Source organism: Rubrimonas sp., from assembly GCF_036788415.1.
Lineage (GTDB): Bacteria > Pseudomonadota > Alphaproteobacteria > Rhodobacterales > Rhodobacteraceae > Rubrimonas.
The window spans coordinates 59,244-79,527 of sequence record NZ_DAIQNN010000002.1; the positions used below are offsets into that span (position 1 = coordinate 59,244).

A 20,284-nucleotide genomic window follows, 5' to 3' on the forward strand; every position below is an offset into this window, starting at 1 on the left:
TCAGCCCTGAGCCCCGCTCACCGGCGCGTCGGCGTCGCGCAGCACGACGTAGATCGCCGGGATCACGAGCACCGTCAGCAGCGTGCTCGACGCCAGCCCGAACAGCAGCGAGATCGCGAGCCCCTGGAAGATCGGGTCGAACAGGATCACCGCCGCGCCGAGCATCGCCGCCAGCGCCGTCAGCAGGATCGGCTTGAAGCGGATCGCCCCCGCCTCCAGCAACGCGGCGCGCAGCGACATCGACGGGTCGGGCGCATGGCGGATGAAGTCGACCAGCAGGATCGAGTTGCGCACGATGATGCCTGCGAGCGCGATGAAGCCGATCATCGAGGTCGCCGAGAACGGCGCCCCCATCGCCCAATGCCCCAGCAGGATGCCGATGAACGTCAGCGGGATCGGAGTCAGGACTGCCAGCGGCAGCCGGAACGAGCCGAACTGGATCACCACCAGCACGAAGATGCCGGCGAGCGCCACGCCGAAGGCCGCCCCCATGTCGCGGAAGGTGACATAGGTCACCTCCCATTCGCCGTCCCAGAGCAGCGCGGGGCGCGAGATGTCGAGGGGCTGGCCGTGCAGCAGGATTTCGGGCCGCCCCGCCGCGCCCCAGTCGATCGCGTCCATCGTCTCGGCCACGGCGAGCATGCCGTAGAGCGGGGCCTCGTAGGCCCCCGCAAGCTCGGCGGTGACCATCTCCAGCGGCAGGCCGTTGCGGCGGAAGATCATGTGCGAGGCGGTCTCGCGACTCACCTCGGCCACGTCGCCGAGTTCGACCACGCCGCGCGCGCCGGGCAGCAGGTTGGCGGGCACAGGCGTCGAAAGCGCCGCCTGATCGACGCGCCGCCCCCCCGGCGGCAGCGCGAGGCGGATCGGCAGCGGCTGGCGGCCCTCGCCGCGATGCGAATAGCCCACGAGCCGCCCGAGATAGAGCGCCTCCACCGCGCCATAGACGTCGCCATGCGCGACCTGATGGAACTCCAGATCGTCCTCGCGCGCGGCGATGCGCAGGCGCTGGGGCGGGGCGCCGATGGTGTCGTCGACATCCACCACGAAGTCCTGCGCCTCGAAGGCTTCGCGCACCTTGCGCGCCGTCTCGCGCCGCGTCTCGGGGTCGGGGCCGTAGATCTCGGCGAGCAGGGTCGCCAAGACCGGGGGGCCGGGGGGCGGCTCGACCACCTTCAGCGCCGTGCCCTCGGGCAGGTCGAGCCCGCGCAGCGCGTCGCGGAAGGCGAGGGCGAGGTCGTGGCTGGTCGCGTCGCGGTCGTGGCGGTCGGTCAGGTTGATCTGGAGCTGGCCCATCTCCGGGCTCTCGCGCAGATAGTAGTGGCGCACGAGGCCGTTGAAGTCGAAGGGCGCCGCCGTCCCCGCATGGGCCTGCATCGAGACGATGTCGGGAAAGCCCGCCAGCCGGGCCGCCACAGCGCCGAGCGCGCGGTCGGTCGCCTCGACCGAGGCGCCTTCGGGCAGGTCGAGCACCACCGACAGCTCCGGCTTGTCGTCGAAGGGCAGCAGCTTCACGGTCACGTCGCGGGTCGCGAACAGCGCCATCGAGCCGAGCGTCGCGACCCCCACCGCCAGCAGGAACGCCCATGAGCGCGCACGACTCGCGAGGATCGGCCCGGCGACCGCCCGATAGCCGCGCCCGAGCAGGCCCTCGCGCTCGGCATGATCGCCCCCCTTGGCGACGCCGACTTTCACCATCAGCCATGGCGTGACGATGACGGCGACGAAAAAGGACAGGATCATCGCCGCGGACGCATTGGCCGGGATCGGCGACATGTAGGGGCCCATCATCCCAGACACCGCCAGCATCGGCAGCAGCGCCGCGACCACCGTCAGCGTCGCGATGATGGTCGGGTTGCCGACTTCGGCCACTGCGTCCACCGCCGCCTGCGCCGCCGACCGCCCGTCGCGCATCGCCCAGTGGCGGGCGATGTTCTCGATCACCACGATGGCGTCGTCGACGAGGATGCCGATGGAGAAGATCAGCGCGAACAGGCTGACGCGGTTGAGCGTGTAGCCCATCAGCCACGAGGCCGCGAGGGTGAGCAGGATCGTCACCGGGATCACCACCGCCACCACCGCCGCCGCCCGCAGACCGATGGCGAAGGCGACGAGGATCACGATGGAGACGGTGGCGAGGCCGAGATGGAACAGAAGCTCGTCGGCCTTCTCCTTCGCCGTCTCGCCATAGTCGCGGGTGACATGGGCGACCACGTCCGCGGGGATGATGCGGCCTTCGGCGCGGGCGAGCCCTTCATGGATGCGCTCGGCGATCTCGACGGCGTTGGCGCCGGCGCGCTTGGCCAGCGCGATGGACACGGCGGGGGCGCGGCTCAGCCCGCCCGCCCCGTCCGGCGCGTAATGGCTGACGAGCCGCTCCTCGGGGCGCGACGCGATCTCGATGTCGGCGACGTCGCGCACATAGACGGCCCGCCCGTCGCGCGTGGTCAGCAGCAGGCCGCCGATCTCGGCGGGTTCGCGCAGGGTGCGCCCGACTGCGAGCCCGACCTGCGATCCGCCGTCGCGCACGAGGCCGGCGCGAAAGACATGGTTGGCGCCGGCGATCTTCTCGGCCAGCCCCTGCAAGGTGACGCCATGGAGCGCGAGGCGCTCGGGGTCGGGGCGGATGCGGATTTCCTCGTTCTGGGCGCCGACGAGGTAGCTCAGCCCCACATCCTCGATCCGCGCGAGTTCGACATGCAACTCGCGCGCGATGCGGGTGAGGGCGGCGGCGCTCCAGCGGTCGGCGGCTTCGGGGCGGGGGGCCAGCGTGACGACGACGATGGCGACGTCGTCGATGCCGCGCCCGACGATCACCGGCTCGGGCACGCCGAGCGGCAGCCGGTCGATGTTGGCGCGGACTTTCTCGTGCACGCGCAGGATCGCCGCATCCGCGCTCTCGCCGACATGAAAGCGCGCGGTGACCATCGCCGCGTCGTCGACGGTCTGCGAATAGACGTGCTCGACGCCGTTCACCGCCTTGACGATGGTCTCGAGCGGCTCGGTGACGAGCTTCACCGCGTCTTCGGCGCGCAGGCCGGGGACCGAGAGGTGGATGTCCACCATCGGCACCGAGATCTGCGGCTCCTCCTCGCGCGGCAGGGCGCCCAGCGCGATCAGCCCGAGCAGAGCCGCGCCGAGCAGCATCAGCGGCACCAGAGGCGAGGCGATGAAGGCACGCGTCAGGCCCCCCGCGATCCCGAGCTTCATGGCGCGACCGCCACGTCGCCGTCGCGCAGCCCGGCGAGGATTTCGACCATCCCGCCCTCGCGCGCGCCGGTCAGAACGGCGACCTCCCGCACGCCGTCCGGCCCGCGGAGCGCGACGAAATCGACCCCGCCGCGCGTGACCACCGCCGCCTCCGGCGCGCGCAGCGCCGTGCGCGTCGCGACCGGCAGGCGCACCAGCGTGCGCTCGCCGACGAGATAGCCGTCGAGCCCGTCCGCCTCGACGTCGACCAGCACGCGGCCCGCCTCGAGCGCGGGCAGGACGCGGGCGACGCGTCCCGTGGCCGCACGCGAGCCTGCGGGATCGGCGGGGCGGCCCTCGACCAAGACTTCCATGCCGGGGCTCAGCAGCGCCGCATGCCGCTCCGGCAGAGCGAGGCGCAGGAAAAAGCCGCCGCTCGCGATCCGCGCCAGCGGCTCGCCGGCCATGACCACGGCGCCGGCGGGCAGCGGCGCGTCGATCACCCGGCCCGAAGCCGGGGCGAGCACCTCGCCCTCGGCGCCCTGCTGGGCGATCACCGCGCGCTCGGCCTCGGCGGAGGCGATGCGGCCCTGCACCACGTCGAGCGCGGTGCGCAGCGCGTCCACGCGCTGGCGGGTGGTCACGCCGCGTTCGAGCAGCGATTCGGCGCGCGCAAGTTCGTCGCGCGCGTTCTCGGCCTCGGCCGCAAGCGCGGCGAGCTGCGCCTGCACCGCCTCGATGCGCAACGCCAATTTGTCGTCCACCACCAGCCCGACGCGGGCGCCGGCGGCGAGGTCGTCGCCCTCCTCGACGTCGAGCGCCACGACTTCGCCGGAGATGCGCGCGCGCGCGGCCACCACGTCGCGGCTGAGGACCTGACCGTAGACCGCCTTCATGTCGGCGACGGTCTCGGCGCGCAGGACATGGTCGGCGGCGGCGAGCGGGCCGGCGCCGAGGATCAGCGCGAGCGACGCGGCGACCGGCGCGACGGCGGCGAGAAGGCGGGCGCGCATGGCGGATACTCCATGACGGGACTGTGAAACCCGTCATAATCCATGCGCGCGCCGGATGCGAGATGACGCAAAGGCGCGCCGCTCAGAGATCGGCGTAGACGTGCCGCTCGCCGTCCTTGCCGGGATGGGTCACCGCGCCCTTGACGGTCGGGCCGACGAGCTGGGCGAATTTCCACAGCGCGCCCGAGCCGTAGATCGTCTCGCGCGGGCCTTTCCAGGCCTTTCGCCGGTCCTTCAGCTCCTTGGCCGAGAGCTTGACCTTCAGCGTGCCCTTCTTGGCGTCGATCTGGATGACGTCGCCGTCGCGCAGCAGGGCGATCGGCCCGCCGACCGCCGCCTCCGGCCCGACATGGCCGACGCAGAAGCCGCGCGTGGCGCCCGAGAAGCGCCCGTCGGTGATCAGCGCGACTTTCGAGCCCATGCCCTGCCCCGAGATCGCCGCCGTGGTCGCCAGCATCTCGCGCATGCCGGGGCCGCCGCGCGGGCCCTCGTTGCGGATCACGATGACTTCGCCCTCCTTGTAGTCGCGGCGCTGCACGGCGGCGAAGGCGTCCTCCTCGCTCTCGAACACCCGCGCGGGGCCCTCGAACTTGAGCGTCTTCATGCCGGCGACTTTCACGATGGCGCCTTCGGGGGCGAGGTTGCCCTTCAGGCCCACCACGCCGCCCGTCTTGCTCAGCGGCTTGGCGACCGAGTGGATCACCTTGCCGTCGGGCGTACCCTCGACGCCTTCGAGGTTCTCGGCGACGGTCTTGCCGGTGACGGTCATGCAGTCGCCATGCAGCAGCCCCGCATCGAGCAGCGCGCGCATCACCCGCGGCACGCCGCCCGCCTCGTAGAGGTCCTTGGCGACGTATTTGCCGCCCGGCTTCAGGTCGACGAAATAGGGCGTCGAGCGGAACACCTCGCAGACGTCGAACAGGTCGAAGCGGATGCCCGCCTCATGCGCCATTGCGGGCAGGTGCAGGCCGGCGTTGGTGCTGCCGCCGGTGCAGGCGACGATGCGCGCCGCGTTCTCCAGCGATTTCAGCGTGACGATGTCGCGCGCGCGGATGTTCTGCGCGATCAGGTTCATCACGGCGCGGCCCGACGCCTCGCAATACTGGTCGCGGCTCTCATAGGGCGCCGGCGCGCCGGAGGAGTTGGGCAGCGCGAGCCCGATGGCCTCGGAGACGCAGGCCATCGTGTTGGCGGTGAACTGCCCGCCGCAGGCGCCCGCCGAAGGACAGGCGACCTTCTCCAGCTTCTCGAGCTCGCAGGCCGACATCGCGCCCGCCTGCTCGCGGCCCACCGCCTCGAACACGTCCTGCACGGTCACGTCGCGGCCCTCGAAGCGGCCGGGCAGGATCGAGCCGCCATAGATGAACACCGACGGCGTGTTGAGCCGGATCATCGCCATCATCATCCCCGGCAGCGACTTGTCGCAGCCCGCGAGCCCCACGATGGCGTCGTAGGCGTGGCCGCGCATGGTCAGCTCGACCGTGTCGGCGATGGCCTCGCGCGAGGCGAGCGAGGAGCGCATGCCCTCATGGCCCATCGCGATGCCGTCGGTGACGGTGATGGTGGTGAACTCGCGCGGCGTGCCGAGCGCCTCCTTGACGCCGAGCTTCACCGCCTGCGCCTGCCGGTTGAGCGCGATGTTGCAGGGCGCGGCCTCGTTCCAGCAGGTCGCGACGCCGACGAAGGGGCGGTGGATCTCCTCCTCGGTCAGCCCCATCGCGTAGAAATAGGAGCGATGGGGCGCGCGGGACGGGCCTTCGGTCACGTGCCGGCTGACGAGTTTCGACTTGTCGAAGGTTCTGGCGTCCATGATCCGCGGCTCTCCCTGGCTTGCAAGCGGCGCGCACCATAGACGCGGGGACGACGCGCCTCAATCCGGCGCGCGCGGATGGGTCGCGGGGCGCGGGGGTTCCCACGAGACCGGTTCGCGCCCATTTACATCGCGTCTGTCAACAACACGGGAGACAGCGAGATGACCGAAGGCAAGGCCCCCCTCGACAACCGCGCAGAGCCGCCGGCCGAACGCAGCGCCGACCGCTACGCCGAGATCGAACGCCGCTCGGGCGAGAAGATCGGCGCCAAGGAGATGGCGCTGACGAAAAAGCCGCGCGAGGAAGACGCCTCGAGGCGCGCCGAGAAGTTCCTCGACATCGAGCGCAAAGCCGAATGACCGCCTGCTGCGCCCCTCCGCCGGAGGGGCGCAGCGAGTCTCGGCGGAGAGCCGCCTCGGCGCGGGTCTCGCCATCTTAACCCTTTTTGCAATGAGTATTGATGTGATCTTAATGTGATCTCAAGCACGCCTCCTTACCGTGCATATGTGCCCAAGATGGGCGCTGTGCTCTGGGAGCGTTTTCCATGTACGCCAAGCTTCTCTCCGTCGACCTCGACGGTTTCATCTTTTTCGACGCCGAGGCCGAGGCGTTCGGCCTGACCCCGACCCCACCTCCGCCGATCCGCGCCGACGCTTGGCCTGCGACGACCGCATTCGGGACGCTCGGCTCCCTCGAAGCGTCGGCAGGCCCCGACCAGCCTGCGGACGCCGCGCCAATCGCGATCGCAGCGCCGCCTTCCGAGGATGACGGCGCGTGGATAACCGCTCACTCGCGCGAAGACCGGCTCGACGCGACGTCCGACGCCGCCTTACCGGACGGCCAGTCGCCGGACGTCGACGCGCTGAGGGTCCGGTTCACCAGCGCCGTGGCCGCACGCGCCCAGCGCGCCGACGCGGACGACTTCACTGGCGACGGCAAGGCGATCGTGGTGATCGACACCGGCTGGTCGCCGTTCTACGACCGATCGAACACCGTATTCTCCTACGACTTCTCCGGCCGCAACGACGCGGACGCGTCGGTGCGCACGCTCTACAGCCATGGCTCATGGGTCGCCGAGGTCGCGACCGGCGTCGCCGAGGACGCCGACATCATCCATCTGAAGGTGTTCGACGATGCAGGGCGCGGGGCCTCCACGCGCGACATCGAGGAGGCGCTGCGCTGGACGATCCGCAACGTCGACGGCTTCGATGTCGTGGCGGTCAATCTCAGCCTCGGCTTCGGCAATGCGACCAGCGCCACCCGAACCCATCTGAGCGACGAATTCGCCGCGCTCGACCGCATGGGGGTGTTCGTCTCGGTCGCCGCAGGCAATGACGGCCAACGCTACAAGAACGGCGTTAACGTGCTCGCCGCCGACCCCAGCGTCGTCGGCGTCTCGGCGACCACCTCCGCCGACCGCTTCGCGAGCTGGAGCCAGAAGCACGCCGCGATGACCGACATCGCCGCCCTGGGCGACCGCGTCTATGTGGAATCGACGGTGGGAGCCGCCTTCCTCGTCAGCGGCACGAGTTTCGCGGCGCCCTACGTCTCCGGGGCCGTCGCGCGCATCCAGGAAGCCGCCGAACACGTCTTCGGGCGCGGCGCGCAGCTTCAGGACGAGGCGGTGCTCGGCATTCTGCGCGCCTCCGGCGACCGGGTCGTCGGCGCGTCGAAGAGCTGGGGCGGCGCTGTCGTCGCCGACGCCGACGCGGCTGTGGACTGGTTTCTCGACCACGCCTCGGCCTACGCCGATTCCGTTTTCGTCTGACGGAGTTCGGGCGGCGGCGGAAAACCCGCCGCCCGGAGGTTTCAGAACGCCAGCGCCTTGGCGTCGCGCACTTGCCGCAACGTCTTGATCTCGGCCAGCATCGCCGGAGTCAGCGTCTGGTCGACCCCGAGCAGCGCGATCGCCTCGCCGCCCCGCTCCGCCCGCCCCAGCGCCATCGTCGCGATGTTCACGCCCAGATCGCCGAGCTTGGTGCCGAGCGCGCCGATATAGCCCGGCGTGTCCTCGTTGGTGGTGTAGAGCATGAAGGGCATCGGCGCCGCCTCGATGTCCACGCCCTTGATCTGGATGAAATGCGGCCGCCCGTCCGAGAAGATCGTCGCCGCCACCGCGCGCGTCTGCCGCTCTGTCACCACGATCAGCCGCACATAGGAGCCGAAGGCCCCCTGCGCGTCGCGCCGCGTCTCCGAGATCGCGATGCCGCGCTCCTTCGCCATGATCGGCGCCGAGACCATGTTGACGGCGCCCTCGCCCATCAGGGGCTTGAGCAGCGAGGCCGTCAGCGCGGCGGTCAGCGGCTTGAGGTTCAGATCGCCGACATCGCCGACATATTCGATCTCGATCTCCTTGATCGCCGTCTCGGTCACCTGCCCGGCGAAGCCGCCCAGCACCTCGCACACCGCGACCCAGGGCTTCAGGAGCGGCGCTTCCTCGGCGGTGATCGAGGGCGCGTTCAGCGCGTTCTGGATCGCGCCGGTCAGCAGATAGTCCGACATCTGCTCGGCCACCTGGAGCGCGACGTTCTCCTGCGCTTCCTCGGTGGATGCGCCCAGATGCGGCGTGCACACGATGTTGGGGCAGTCGAACAGCGGGCTCTCCTTGGCCGGCTCGACCGAGAACACGTCGAAGGCCGCGCCCGCGAGCCTGCCGGCCTTCAGCGCCTCCGCGAGCGCCGCCTCGTCCACCAGCCCCCCGCGCGCGCAGTTGATCAGCCGCGCCGTCGGCTTCATCAGCGCGAGCCGCCGCGCGTCGAGCATGTTGGCGGTCTTTTCGGTTTTCGGCACATGCAGCGTCACGAAGTCCGCGCGCTTGAGCAGGTCGTCCACCTCGGCGACCTTCTCGACGCCGAGCTGCACGGCGCGGTCGGGGCTGAGATAGGGATCGTAGGCGATCACCTTCATCTTCAGCCCGATGGCGCGGCTCGCCACCACCGAGCCGATGTTGCCGCAGCCGATCAGCCCCAGCGTCTTGCCGGTGATCTCGGCGCCCATGAAGCGGTTCTTCTCCCACTTGCCGGCGCGGGTCGAGGCGTCGGCGGCGGGGATTTCGCGGGCGATGGCGAACATCATCGCGATGGCGTGCTCGGCGGTGGTGATCGAGTTGCCGAAGGGCGTGTTCATCACCACGATGCCGCGGGCCGAGGCGGCGGGAATGTCCACATTGTCCACGCCGATCCCGGCGCGGCCGATCACCTTGAGCCGGTCGGCCCTCGCGATGATCGCCGCCGTCGCCTTGGTGGCGGAGCGGATGGCGAGACCGTCATAGTCGCCGATGATGGCGGCGAGCTTTTCGTGGTCCTTGCCCAGATCGGGCTGGAAATCGACCTCCACGCCGCGGTCGCGGAAGATCTGCACGGCGGCGTCCGACAGCGCGTCGGAGATGAGAACCTTGGGCATGGGAAATCCTCTTGGGATGCGCGCGCCGCAGCCGGACGGGCGCGACGCGGGAAGGGGAGGCGCCTCTCCCCCGCAGGGGAGAGGATTTCGGGAGGAAAGAAGGAGGCCCGGTCAGGCCGCCGCGGCGGCCCGTTCGGCCTTCGCCGTCGCGAAGGCCCAGTCGAGCCAGGGCGTCAGCGCTGCGACATCCGCCGTCTCGACCGTGGCGCCGCACCAGATGCGCAGGCCCGGAGGCGCGTCGCGATAGCCGCCGATGTCGAAGGCCGCGCGCTCGCCTTCGAGCAGCTTGACCATCCGCGCCGCGAAGGCGCGCTGATCGGCCTCCGAAAGCCCCGCGATCTCGGGATCGACGATCTTGAGGCACACGGAGGTGTTCGAGCGATGCTCAGGCTCGGCGACGAGGTTCTCCACCCAGCCGGTCGCGTCCACCCAGCCTTGAAGCGCCCTGAAATTCGCGTCCGCCCGCGCCCGCAGCGCCGCCAGCCCGCCGATCTCGAGCCCCCAGTCGAGCGCATCGACGTAATCGGCCACCGCCAGCATCGACGGCGTGTTGATCGTCTCGCCCTTGAACACGCCCTCGATCAGCTTGCCGCCCGACATCAGGCGGAAGATCTTGGGCAGCGGCCATGCGGGCTTGTAGGACTCGAGCCGCTCCACCGCGCGGGGGGACAGGATCAGCACGCCATGCGCGCCCTCGCCGCCCATCACCTTCTGCCAGGAGAAGGTCACGACATCGAGCTTCGGCCAGTCGAGCGCCTGCGCGAAGGCCGCCGAAGTGGCGTCGCACAGCGTCAGCCCCTCGCGGTCCGCCGCGATCCAGTCGGCGTTCGGAACGCGCGCGCCCGACGTCGTGCCGTTCCAGGTGAACAGCACATCCGCCTCGCGCCGCACCTGCGCGAGGTCCGGCAGCGCCCCGTAAGGCGCTTCGATCACGCGGCAGTCGGCCAGCTTGAGCTGCTTGGTCGCATCGGTCACCCAGCCGGCGCCGAAGCTCTCCCAGGCGAGCGCGTCGACGGGCCGCGCGCCGAGCATGGTCCACATCGCCATCTCGTAAGCGCCGGTGTCCGACGCCGGCACGATCCCGATGCGGTAGTCGGCGGGGATCTCCAACAGCGCGCGGGTCTTCTCGATGGCCTCGGCGAGCTGCGCCTTCGGCTTCGACGCGCGGTGCGACCGCCCGAGGAAGGCGCGCGCGGCGACCCCCTCGGCTGACCAGCCGGGGCGTTTCGCGCAGGGACCTGAGGAAAATTCCGGGCGCGCAGGCTTCGCCTGCGGCATGGGGGGGAGCGTCATGGACGCACTCCGTCGTCAGGGCGATTTCGCTGAGCCCGCCGCCGCTCGCCCTTGTCCGGCTGCGCGCCCGCCGCGACAAACACCCAGAATCGCCGCCGCGTCAACTGTGAAATCGTTGCGCCCCGAACACTGCTTCAGGGGCCCTCGCGCAGGAACAGCCAGTCGCCCGTCGGGACCGGATCGGGCGGCGCCGGCGCCCAGCCCTCCCCCTGCGGAACCAGCGCCCGGAACGCCCCGAGCGCGCCCAGACAGGCCGCGCTGTCCGCCGCGATCCGCGCCTCCGACCGCCCCGCCGCGCGCGCGACTTTCGGATGCCACGACACCAGAACGGCCTCCGCGCCCGCGAGCACCGGCCCCAGCGCCGGCGCCACCGCGTATTCCCCGCCCTCGATGTCGAGCTTCACGAAGCGCCGCGCCGCGGGCCCTGCGAACGCCGCCAGCTCCGCCGGCGTCGCCGCGGGCAAGGTCCATTCCGTCGCCATCTCGGCGTGCAGCGTCGAGGACATCGAATTGCCCCCCCGCCCTCGATTCGTCCCGAACCGCGCCGCGCCGCCCTCCGCCGTCAGCACCCGGTCGAACACCCGCACGCGCGCCGCAAGCGCGGGGTTCAGCGCCAGATTGCGCCGCAGCCACACCAGCGCCACCGGGTCTGCCTCCACCGCCACCACCTCGACGCCGCAAGCCGCGGCGAACAGGCTCGTCGGCCCGATCCACGCGCCGATGTCGATGAACTGGACCCCAGGGCCCGTCCGCTCCGCCAGCAGCGCCAGCGTCTCCGGCTCCCACGCCCCGGAGGCGAATCGCTCCCAGAACGCGCCCTCGCGCGCCGCATCGACCGTGAAGCCGCGCCCGAGCCGCTCGATCCGCCTCGGAACAGGCGCCGGATCGCTCACGCCGGGCCCCTCACGCCGAGCCCCTCACGCCGGCGCCGCCGCGCGCGCCCGCGCCAGCGCCCCGCGCAACTCCTCCGCCAGCGCGGTCCGCTCCTCGGGCGTCAGGAACGCGCCGAGTTCGATGGTGCGCCCGCCGCCCTTCAGCGTCAGATACCGCTCCATCGCCCGCGTGTCGGTCAGCTCCAGCGTCACCCAGTAGGGATTGGCCGCCCAGCGCCGCACGCGCCCCTTCGGCTCGCGCCGCTCCACCGCCATCAGGTCCGGCCAGATGCGCACATCCTCGCGCAGCCGGCCCGCCCGGTAATTCATCTCGATCATCGCATAGACCAGCCCCAGCGCCCCGATCAGGAAGGGCGAGAGCGCCCAGGCGACCGGCGTGCCCCACACCGACAGCAGCGGGATCGCGAGACCGACCCCGAGGCAGAGCATCACCCAGCCGAAGCCCCGCCGGCTGAGCGAGCGGTGCGGCCAGAGCGTCGCCGCATAGAGCGGCGGGTCGCGCCGCTCGAAGGGGTCTGAGACGTGTGCGGCCGGAGGGGCGCCCCCTCCGGCCGAGTCGCGGTCCTGGCTCATGCGCGGATCATGGCGCTCAGTGATGGCCCTTGTCCCACTGCGCCTGAGTGGGCAGCGTCTCGAAAGTGTGCTCGGGCGGGGGGTTGGAGAGGGTCCATTCCAGCGTGTCCGCGCCGCCGCCCCAATAGTTCGGCTCGACGATGCGCTCCCCCCTCGTCAGCGTGTGCCACACGATCCACAGGAAGAACACGAAAGAGCCGATCGAGATGAACGCGCCGATGGACGACACATAGTTCCACAGCGCGAACGCCTCCGGATAGTCGATGTAGCGCCGCGGCATCCCCGCCCGCCCAAGGAAGTGCTGCGGGAAGAAGGTGATGTTGGCGCCGATGAACATCGTCCAGAAGTGGACGCGGCCGGCCCATTCCGGATACTGCCGCCCCGACATCTTGCCGATCCAGTAGTAGATGCCGGCGAAGATGCAGAACACCGCGCCGAGGCTCATCACGTAGTGGAAATGCGCCACGACGTAATAGGTGTCGTGATAGGCGCGGTCCACGCCCGCCTGGCTCAGCACGATCCCGGTCACGCCGCCGATGGTGAACAGGAAGATGAAGCCCAGCGCCCAGAGCATCGGCGTCTTGAACTCGATGGACCCGCCCCACATCGTGGCGATCCACGTGAACACCTTCACGCCCGTCGGCACCGCGATGACCATGGTGGCGAGCATGAAATAGGCCTGCGCGTCGGCGCTCATGCCCACCGTGTACATGTGGTGCGCCCAGACGACGAAGCCGAGCACGCCGATGGCGATCATCGCCCATACCATCCCCAGATAGCCGAAGATCGGCTTGTTCGAGAAGGTCGAGACGATGTGGCTGATGATCCCGAAGCCCGGCACGATGAGAATATAGACTTCCGGGTGCCCGAAGAACCACAGGATGTGCTGGTACAGCACCGGGTCGCCGCCGCCCGCCGGGTCGAAAAAGGTCGTGCCGAAATTGCGGTCGGTCAGCAGCATGGTGATCGCGCCCGCCAGAACGGGGAGCGACAGCAGGATCAGGAAGGCGGTGACGAAGATCGACCAGGCGAAGAGCGGCACCTTGAACAGCGTCATCCCCGGCGCGCGCATGTTCAGGAAGGTCGTGATGATGTTGATCGCGCCGAGGATCGACGACGCGCCCGAAAGGTGCACCGCGAAGATCGCCAGATCCATCGCCATGCCCGGCGAGCCATAGGTCGAGAGCGGCGCGTAGAGCACCCAGCCGGCCTGCACCCCGCCATCCATGAAGACGGCGAGCACGGCGAGCGAGGCGCCGGCGACGAACAGCCAGTAGCTGAGATTGTTCAGCCGCGGGAACGCCATGTCCGGCGCGCCGATCATCAGCGGCATGAAGTAGTTGCCGAAGCCGCCGAACAGCGCCGGGATGACCACGAAGAACATCATCAGGATGCCGTGGCCGGTGATCAGCACGTTCCAGAGCGCGCCGTCGGGCGTCCCGTCCTCGGTCAGCATGTACTGCACGCCCGGCTCCATGAGCTCGAGCCGCATGTAGCCGGTCATCGCCACCGAGATCGCGCCGAGCAGGCCCGCCGTCACGAGGTAGAGGATGCCGATGTCCTTGTGGTTCACCGAGCAGAACCACCGGGTGAAGAACCCGCTCTGGTGATGCTCGCCGTGATGCGCCGCAGCGTCGGCCATTGCCCGCTCCCGAAATGTGCAATTCGCAACCGATTTAACGCCGAAGCGTCGGCCCGGTCCACCGTCCGCGCCTGTTTCGCGCGCGCCGCAGGGCGTGACCCTCCGACGCAGGTCGGAGTTGACAGACGTCAATGCGGGGTTCGGGGCGCCGCCGGTTCAGGCGGCGGAGGCGACCGGGGCGTAGGCGGGCGCGCTGCGCTCGCCGGAGCGCGGCCGCTTGACGATTGCGAAATCGGCGACGCCGCGCAGCGCGTCGGTGCGCGGATGGTCGCAGGCCGGCAAGCCGTAGACCGCGGTGCGCAGGCCGCGCGCGGCGGCGAAGTCGATCAGCTCCTCGCGGTGGAACAGCCGGTGCACGCACATCCCGTCCACCCCGCGCGGCAACCGCGCCGCCAGCCGGTCCTTGCAGATCAGTTTGACGTTGATGTTGTGGCGGTTGGGTTTGTCGAGCTTGGGAACGAAGCCGCGCGCCGAGGTGATGAAGGGGAAGGAATTGCAGATGTAAAGGTCGCGCAACCGCCCCCGCGGCGTGCGCCGCAGAAAGATCGGCGCGACGCAGAACAGGATCAGCGCGCCGGGCAACGCCGCCCGGATCGTCGCGACTTCGTCGGCGCGCCAGCAGGCGAAGGCGACGTCGAAACGCGGACGTTCGCGGGCGACGGCCTCGGCGGCGCGGCCCGCCGCGTCGACGGTCTTGACGTCGAGCAGCAGCGTCTGCAGATGCGGCGCGATCTCGCCCAGAAGGCCGACCGCGTCGCGCAGCGGCTTGCGCGGATCGCGCGGCGCGCCCGAGCGGGCGCGGAACACCGGGGAATGATGGATCACCGCCTCGCCGGTCTCGTCGCAGCGAATGTCGAGTTCCGCCCCTTGGACCCCGTGCAGACGCCTGCGGTCGACCTGCCTGAGTTCGGCGGCGTCGTCGTAAAGGCGATGGGCGATCAGCTGCATGAGCCCTTGAGTCCGAACCGCGATCGCACCCGACCGCCTATTCTTGCACTGTTTGGATACAGCGTGCCGTCCGATATGTAAAGATTTTATTCCTCAAGTCACGCCTGTATAAAATAATTCACAATGCTGTCCGATGACTGTCGTATTCATGAAGACGGCAGGCATCTGCGACACAAGGCTGCGTAATGGGGCGCGGCGATTGACGCCGCAACGGTCCGGCGCGAAAGTCCTCCCGTTCTGGTTCCGCGTCGTCGCAGGGCGGCCGGATGAAAAGGGAACGCGGTGAGGCCCCGCATCGGGGCGGAATCCGCGGCTGCCCCCGCAACTGTGAGCGGCGAGCCTGCTCCCGCACGCCACTGGCCCTCAGGGCCGGGAAGGTGGAGCGAAGGCGACGACCCGCGAGCCAGGAGACCTGCCGGAACATCGTCACCCACCTTGGGCGCGGGGCGCGCCCCGGGGCGGATCCTCCGCAGCGGTGATTCCGATGGCCGGTTTCCGGACGCGGCGTCGTCGCGCCCTCCGGCTGCGTGCAACCGTCGCCGGAGCAGCCTCCGGCGCGCAGAGGAGGCGCAGATGCGCGCATCTTCCCTGATCGCGGCCGTCGCCGCGAGCTTCACCCTGTCATATCCCGCCCTCGGCCAGACGCCCGTTCTGCTCGACGAGATCGTGGTCGGCGGCGGTCTCGCCCCTGTGGCGGCGCAGAGCTACGCCCGCGCCGCCACCATCGTCACCGGCGAGGAGCTGCGCGCGCGCGGCATCTCCCGCCTCGTCGACGCTTTGCGCGGAACCCCCGGCGTTTCGGTCAGCCGCGTCGGCGGTCCGGGCGGCGAGACCTCGGTGCGCATCCGGGGGTCCGAAAGCAACCATGTGCTGGTGCTGATCGACGGCGTCGAAGCCGCCGGCGCGGCCACGGCGTTCGACTTCTCGCGCCTTTCCGCCGACGAGGTCGAGCGCGTCGAAGTGCTGCGCGGGCCGCAGGCGGCCGTCTACGGCGCCGGCGCCACGGCCGGCGTTATCAACATCATAACCCGCGGCGGCGCCGGGGCGGACGGTCTGCGGACCTTCGGCTTCGCCGAGGCCGGGACCAACCCGTCGGGCGGCGTCGGCGCGGGGCTCGAATATGGCGGCCCGCGCGGCGCCGGCGCGCTGTCGCTGACCTTCCGCGACGATGCGGGCTGGGACGCGCGGGGCGGCGGCTCGGGCGACGACGACGGCGCGCAGGCGCTCGTGTTCAACGCCCGCGGCGGCGTCTCGCTGACCGACGAGATCGGCCTGCGCGGGTCGTTCCGCTATGTCGACCGCGAGGGCGAGTTCGACAATTCCCGCGCCGACCAGCGCGGCGAGAATGACGGGCGCGACCTGTTCGCCGGGCTCGCCGCCGACTGGGCGATGCTGGACGGCGCGCTGGTGCACACGCCGAGCGTCTCCTACGCCTTCAGCGACACCGACACCCGGACGTTCTCCTTCGACCCGTCCTTCAACGACGAGGACACGCTGAAGGCGGGCTACCAGCTCGCCTACAGCTTCGGCCCCGCCCGCGCGCATACGGTGATCGGCGCTCTGCAATACAAGCGCGAGGGCTTCGAGAACGGGTTCGTCGCCGGGGGCGAGCGGTCGCGCGACGAGATCGGCTATGTGCTCGACTATCGCGCCCAGATCACCGAGGCGCTCTTCGTGCAGGCCGGCGCACGCTACGACGACAACGAGGAGTTCGACGATTTCCTCAGCTGGTCGCTGTCGGCCTCCTATCAGATCTTCGACACGGGCACGCGGCTGCGCGCCTCGGTGGGCCGGGCGCAGACCAATCCGGACTTCTTCCAGCAGTTCGGCTTCATCTTCGGAACTTTCGAGGGCAACCCCGACCTCAAGCCGGAGCGCAATTTCGGCTGGGACGTCGGCGTCGACCAGACGTTCTGGGGCGGGCGGGCGCTGATCTCGGCCACCTATTTCGACGAGAGCCTCGAGGACGAGATCGTCTCGGTCGGCCTCGGCGGCGGCGTGCAGTCGGTGGGCAATCTCGACGACGACAGCACGCGGCGCGGCGTGGAGCTTTCCGGCAGCGTGGCGCCGATCGACGGGCTGACGCTCGGCGCGAGCTACACCTGGCTCGACGCCGAGGACGACGCGGGGGCTCAGGAAATCCGCCGCCCCGAGCACAGCGGCGCCGTCTCGGCCCGCTACCGCTTCCTCGAGGGCCGCGCCCATGTCGGGGGCGAGGCGGTGTTCGCGGCGGAGACCACGGACAGCGATTTCTCGACCTTCCCCGCGAGCACGGTCGACCTCGACGATTACGTCGTGATCAATCTCGACGCGGGCTATCGGGTGACCGAGCAGGTCGAGCTTTACGGGGCCGTGCGCAACCTGTTCGACGCCGACTACGAGGAGGTGTTCGGCTATCGCGCCGAGCCGCTGACTGCGCTGGTCGGTCTGCGCGCGTCGTTCTGAGCGAGGGGCGGCGCGCGCGGAGGCGATGCGCGCGCCGCATTCTTGCGAAACGTTCGCAAAACCATTGCATCGGCCGCCGGCTCGTGCTACCTGAGAATGCGTATCAGTTTCCTTCCAGGAGCAGCGCCGCATGTCCCTCTCCCGCCGCCGTTTCCTTGGGACCGTCGTCGCGAGCGCGGCGCTGCGGTCGACCGGAGCCGCCGCAAGTCCCGTCCTGACCGTTGCGGCGACGACCGGCATGGTCGCGGACGCCGCGCGCGTCGTCGGCGGCGACCGCGTCGCCGTTCAGGCGCTGATGGGGCCCGGCGTCGACCCCCACTCCTTCCGCCAGACCCGCAGCGACATCGCCGCGATGACGCGCGCCGACCTCGTGCTGTGGCACGGGCTCTATCTGGAGGCGCAGCTCGAGGGCTTCCTGCTCGACCTCGCCGCGCGCAAGCCGGTGGCCGCGCTCGGCGAGGCGGTTCCGCGGTCGCGCCTGCTGGAGGACCCGGAGGCGCCCGGGCGTTTCGATCCGCACATCTGGATGGACCCGCGCCTCTGGGCGTTCGCCGTCGACGGCGCGCGCCGTGCGCTGACCGAGGTCGATCCCGACGGCGCCGAGACCTATGGGCGCAACGCGATGCGCCATCACGAGGAGATCGCGGCGCTCGCCGATTACGCCGACGCGGCCCTCGGCTCGGTGCCGCAGGAGGCGCGGGTGCTCGTCACCTCGCACGACGCCTTCGGCTATCTGGGCGCGGCCTGGGGGTTCGAGGTGCTCGGCGTGCAGGGCATCTCGACCGAGGCCGAGGCCGGGCTCGCCCGCATCGAGGACCTTGTGAAGACGCTCGTCTCCCGCCGCATCGGCGCGGTGTTCGTCGAGACCTCCGTCTCGCCGCGCAATCTGCAGGCGCTGGTGGAGGGGGCGGCTGCGCAGGGCCACGAAGTGCGCATCGGCGGCGAGCTGTTCTCCGACGCGATGGGGCCGGAGGGGACCTATGAGGGGACCTATGTCGGCATGATCGACCACAATGTCACGACCATCGCCCGCGCGCTCGGCGGTCAGGCGCCGGCGGCGGGGCTCAACGGGTTGCTGAGGGCGCAGGGATGAGCGCGGAGTTGCGCCTCGCTTCGGGCGGCGCCCCGGCGCCCGAGACGGTCCACCCGCTCAGCGTGCGGGGGCTGACGGTGGCCTATGGCGACGCGCCGGCGGTGTTCTCGGTCGACGCGGATTTCCCGGCGGGGACGATGACCGCCATCGTCGGGCCGAACGGCGCCGGCAAGTCGAGCTTCCTCAAGGGCGCGCTGGGGGTGGTGAAGCCGCTCTCGGGCGAGGTGCGGGCCTTCGGCGGGCCGCTGTCGCGCGCGCGCCGGCGCATCGCCTATGTGCCGCAGCGCGCCAGCGTGGACTGGGAGTTCCCCGCCCGCGCCATCGACGTCGCCGCGATGGGGCTCTATGCGCGGCTCGGGCCGTTCCGGCTGGCGGGGCGGGGCGATCTCGACATCGCGCGCGCGGCGCTATCCCGCGTCGGCATGGAGCGGCTGGCGGAGCGCCAGATCGGCGAGCTGTCGGGCGGGCAGCAGCAGCGGGTCTTCATCGCGCGGGCGCTGGCGCAGGGCGCCGACCTCTACCTGCTCGACGAGCCTTTCGCGGGGGTGGACGCCGCGACCGAAAAGGCGCTGGTCGAAGTGCTGAAGGGGCTCGCGGCGGAGGGGCGCATGGTGGTCTGCGTGCATCACGACCTGTCGACGTTGCAGGCCTATTTCGACCGGGTGCTGATGATCAACCTGCGCAAGATCGCCGAAGGCACGGTGGCCGAGACGGCGACGCCGGAGAACCTTCGCCTGACCTATGGCGGGGCCGCGCAGGCCGCCTGATGGACCTCTCCGCGCTCCTCGCCGCGCTGACCTTCTCCGCCGGCTACAACACCGCCGTCGTGACGCTGGGCGCGGCGCTGCTGGGGGCTGCGGCGGGCGGGGCGGGCGTGTTCGCGCTGCTGCGCCGGCGCGCGCTGATCTCGGACGCGCTCGGCCATGCGACGCTGCCGGGCGTCGCGCTCGCCTTTCTGGCGATGGCCGCGCTGGGCGGCGACGGGCGCGATCTCGCCGGGCTTATGCTGGGCGCGGCGCTGTCGGCCGCGCTCGGGCTGGCCGCGATCGGCTGGATCGTGCGGCGCACGCGATTGAGCGAGGACGCGGCCATCGGCGCGGTGCTCTCAGGCTTTTTCGGCCTCGGCGTGGTGTTGCTCACCGTCGTGCAGTCGGTCCCGCTGGGGCGGCAGGCGGGGCTGGAGGGCTTCCTGCTCGGAGCGGCCTCGGCGATGCTACGCGCGGAAGCCGAGCTTGCGGCGATGGCGGCGGCGGTCGCCGGGGCGGCGGTGCTGGCGCTGCGCCGCCCGATGACGCTGGTCGCCTTCGACGAGGGGCACGCCGCGACGCTCGGCGTGCCGGTGCGCGCGGTGGATGGCGCGATCATGGCGCTGGCGCTGGGCGTGACGGTGATCGGCCTCAAGATCGTGGGGCTCGTGCTGGTGGTGGCGCTGCTGATCGTCCCGCCGGTCACGGCGCGTTTCTGGACCGACCGGATCGACGCGATGCTGGCGCTGTCGGCGGCGTTCGGCGCGGTCGCGGGCTGGGTGGGCGCGGCGCTGTCGGCGGCGGGGCCCGCGCTGCCGACCGGGCCGCTGATCGTGCTGACGGCCTTCGCGCTGTTCGCCGCCTCGATGGCGGTCGCGCCGCGGCGGGGCGCGCTCGCTGCGGCGCTGCGGCGGCGGCGGTTTCAGCGCCGGGCGCATCTGCGGCAAGGGCTGCTCGCGCTTGGGCGCGGCGAGCCGATTCTCGACGCCGACACGCTGCGCGCGCTGCGCCGCGCCCGGCTGATCCGACGCGACGGCGCGCCCACCGAAGCCGGCTGCGCGGGCGCCGCGCGCGCCCTGCGGGACGAGGCCCGCTGGGCCGAGGCGCGCCGCGATCCGGGCGGCATGGCGGCGGGGTTCGACGGCCTCTCGCCCATCGAGACCGCCCTGACCGCCGACCAGATCGCCGAGCTCGACCGGCGGCTGGGCCCGCCCCGAGAAGCGACATGAGCGCGGC

The 20,284-nt window shown here is 70.9% G+C and carries 15 protein-coding genes and 1 riboswitch; of the genes, 6 read left to right on the plus strand and 9 right to left on the minus strand.

What is annotated here, in order from left to right; all coding sequences use genetic code 11:
* The 3 genes from V7Q31_RS01045 to ilvD form a co-directional block, all read right to left on the minus strand.
* Positions 1-3,210, minus strand: coding sequence for an efflux RND transporter permease subunit (locus tag V7Q31_RS01045; RefSeq protein ID WP_333831805.1), 3,210 nt, complete (start codon positions 3,208-3,210; stop codon positions 1-3).
* On the minus strand, positions 3,207-4,202 hold the full coding sequence (locus V7Q31_RS01050) for an efflux RND transporter periplasmic adaptor subunit (RefSeq protein ID WP_333831806.1): 996 nt from the start codon (positions 4,200-4,202) through the stop codon (positions 3,207-3,209). The genes V7Q31_RS01045 and V7Q31_RS01050 overlap by 4 nt, the downstream gene beginning before the upstream one ends.
* 82 nt (positions 4,203-4,284) lie before the next feature.
* The gene (gene ilvD / locus V7Q31_RS01055) at positions 4,285-6,012 is read right to left on the minus strand and encodes a dihydroxy-acid dehydratase (protein ID WP_333831807.1); all 1,728 of its coding nucleotides are present in this window, start codon (positions 6,010-6,012) and stop codon (positions 4,285-4,287) included.
* A gap of 162 nt (positions 6,013-6,174) precedes the next feature.
* Here ilvD and V7Q31_RS01060 point away from each other — a divergent pair, with 162 nt between their 5' ends.
* Positions 6,175-6,372 carry a hypothetical protein gene (locus tag V7Q31_RS01060; RefSeq protein ID WP_333831808.1) on the plus strand — a complete coding sequence of 66 codons (198 nt, stop codon included), beginning with the start codon at positions 6,175-6,177 and terminating at the stop codon, positions 6,370-6,372.
* Between the two features lie 185 nt (positions 6,373-6,557).
* On the plus strand, positions 6,558-7,781 hold the full coding sequence (locus tag V7Q31_RS01065; RefSeq protein ID WP_333831809.1) for a S8 family peptidase: 1,224 nt from the start codon (positions 6,558-6,560) through the stop codon (positions 7,779-7,781).
* 41 nt (positions 7,782-7,822) lie between these two features.
* Here the strand turns inward: V7Q31_RS01065 and serA are convergent, their stop codons facing one another.
* The 6 genes from serA to V7Q31_RS01095 form a co-directional block, all read right to left on the minus strand.
* Positions 7,823-9,415: a phosphoglycerate dehydrogenase gene (gene serA, locus V7Q31_RS01070; RefSeq protein ID WP_333831810.1), complete on the minus strand. Its 1,593-nt coding sequence runs from the start codon at positions 9,413-9,415 to the stop codon at positions 7,823-7,825.
* Between the two features lie 111 nt (positions 9,416-9,526).
* Positions 9,527-10,708: a phosphoserine transaminase gene (locus tag V7Q31_RS01075; protein ID WP_333831811.1), complete on the minus strand. Its 1,182-nt coding sequence runs from the start codon at positions 10,706-10,708 to the stop codon at positions 9,527-9,529.
* A 134-nt stretch (positions 10,709-10,842) separates the two neighbouring features.
* Entirely contained in the window at positions 10,843-11,601 is a 759-nt protein-coding gene (locus V7Q31_RS01080; protein WP_333831812.1) for an FkbM family methyltransferase, read from the minus strand.
* A gap of 24 nt (positions 11,602-11,625) precedes the next feature.
* Positions 11,626-12,174, minus strand: coding sequence for a DUF2244 domain-containing protein (locus V7Q31_RS01085; RefSeq protein ID WP_333831813.1), 549 nt, complete (start codon positions 12,172-12,174; stop codon positions 11,626-11,628).
* Positions 12,175-12,190: 16 nt separating this feature from the next.
* A complete protein-coding gene (gene ctaD / locus V7Q31_RS01090; protein ID WP_333831814.1) occupies positions 12,191-13,816 on the minus strand; it encodes a cytochrome c oxidase subunit I in 1,626 nt (541 codons plus the stop codon).
* A gap of 156 nt (positions 13,817-13,972) precedes the next feature.
* A complete protein-coding gene (locus V7Q31_RS01095; RefSeq protein WP_333831815.1) occupies positions 13,973-14,764 on the minus strand; it encodes a hypothetical protein in 792 nt (263 codons plus the stop codon).
* A 221-nt stretch (positions 14,765-14,985) separates the two neighbouring features.
* A riboswitch (cobalamin riboswitch) is annotated at positions 14,986-15,198 on the plus strand.
* Positions 15,199-15,337: 139 nt separating this feature from the next.
* Between V7Q31_RS01095 and V7Q31_RS01100 the strand changes: the two genes are divergently transcribed.
* The 4 genes from V7Q31_RS01100 (at position 15,338) to V7Q31_RS01115 (ending at position 20,277) form a co-directional block, all read left to right on the plus strand.
* The gene (locus V7Q31_RS01100) at positions 15,338-17,209 is read left to right on the plus strand and encodes a TonB-dependent receptor plug domain-containing protein (RefSeq protein ID WP_333831816.1); all 1,872 of its coding nucleotides are present in this window, start codon (positions 15,338-15,340) and stop codon (positions 17,207-17,209) included.
* Positions 17,210-17,339: 130 nt separating this feature from the next.
* The gene (locus V7Q31_RS01105; RefSeq protein ID WP_333831817.1) at positions 17,340-18,302 is read left to right on the plus strand and encodes a metal ABC transporter solute-binding protein, Zn/Mn family; all 963 of its coding nucleotides are present in this window, start codon (positions 17,340-17,342) and stop codon (positions 18,300-18,302) included.
* The gene (locus V7Q31_RS01110) at positions 18,299-19,069 is read left to right on the plus strand and encodes a metal ABC transporter ATP-binding protein (protein ID WP_333831818.1); all 771 of its coding nucleotides are present in this window, start codon (positions 18,299-18,301) and stop codon (positions 19,067-19,069) included. Before V7Q31_RS01105 ends, V7Q31_RS01110 begins: the two co-directional genes overlap by 4 nt.
* A complete protein-coding gene (locus V7Q31_RS01115) occupies positions 19,069-20,277 on the plus strand; it encodes a metal ABC transporter permease (protein WP_333831819.1) in 1,209 nt (402 codons plus the stop codon). The genes V7Q31_RS01110 and V7Q31_RS01115 overlap by 1 nt, the downstream gene beginning before the upstream one ends.
* Positions 20,278-20,284 lie beyond the last annotated feature (7 nt).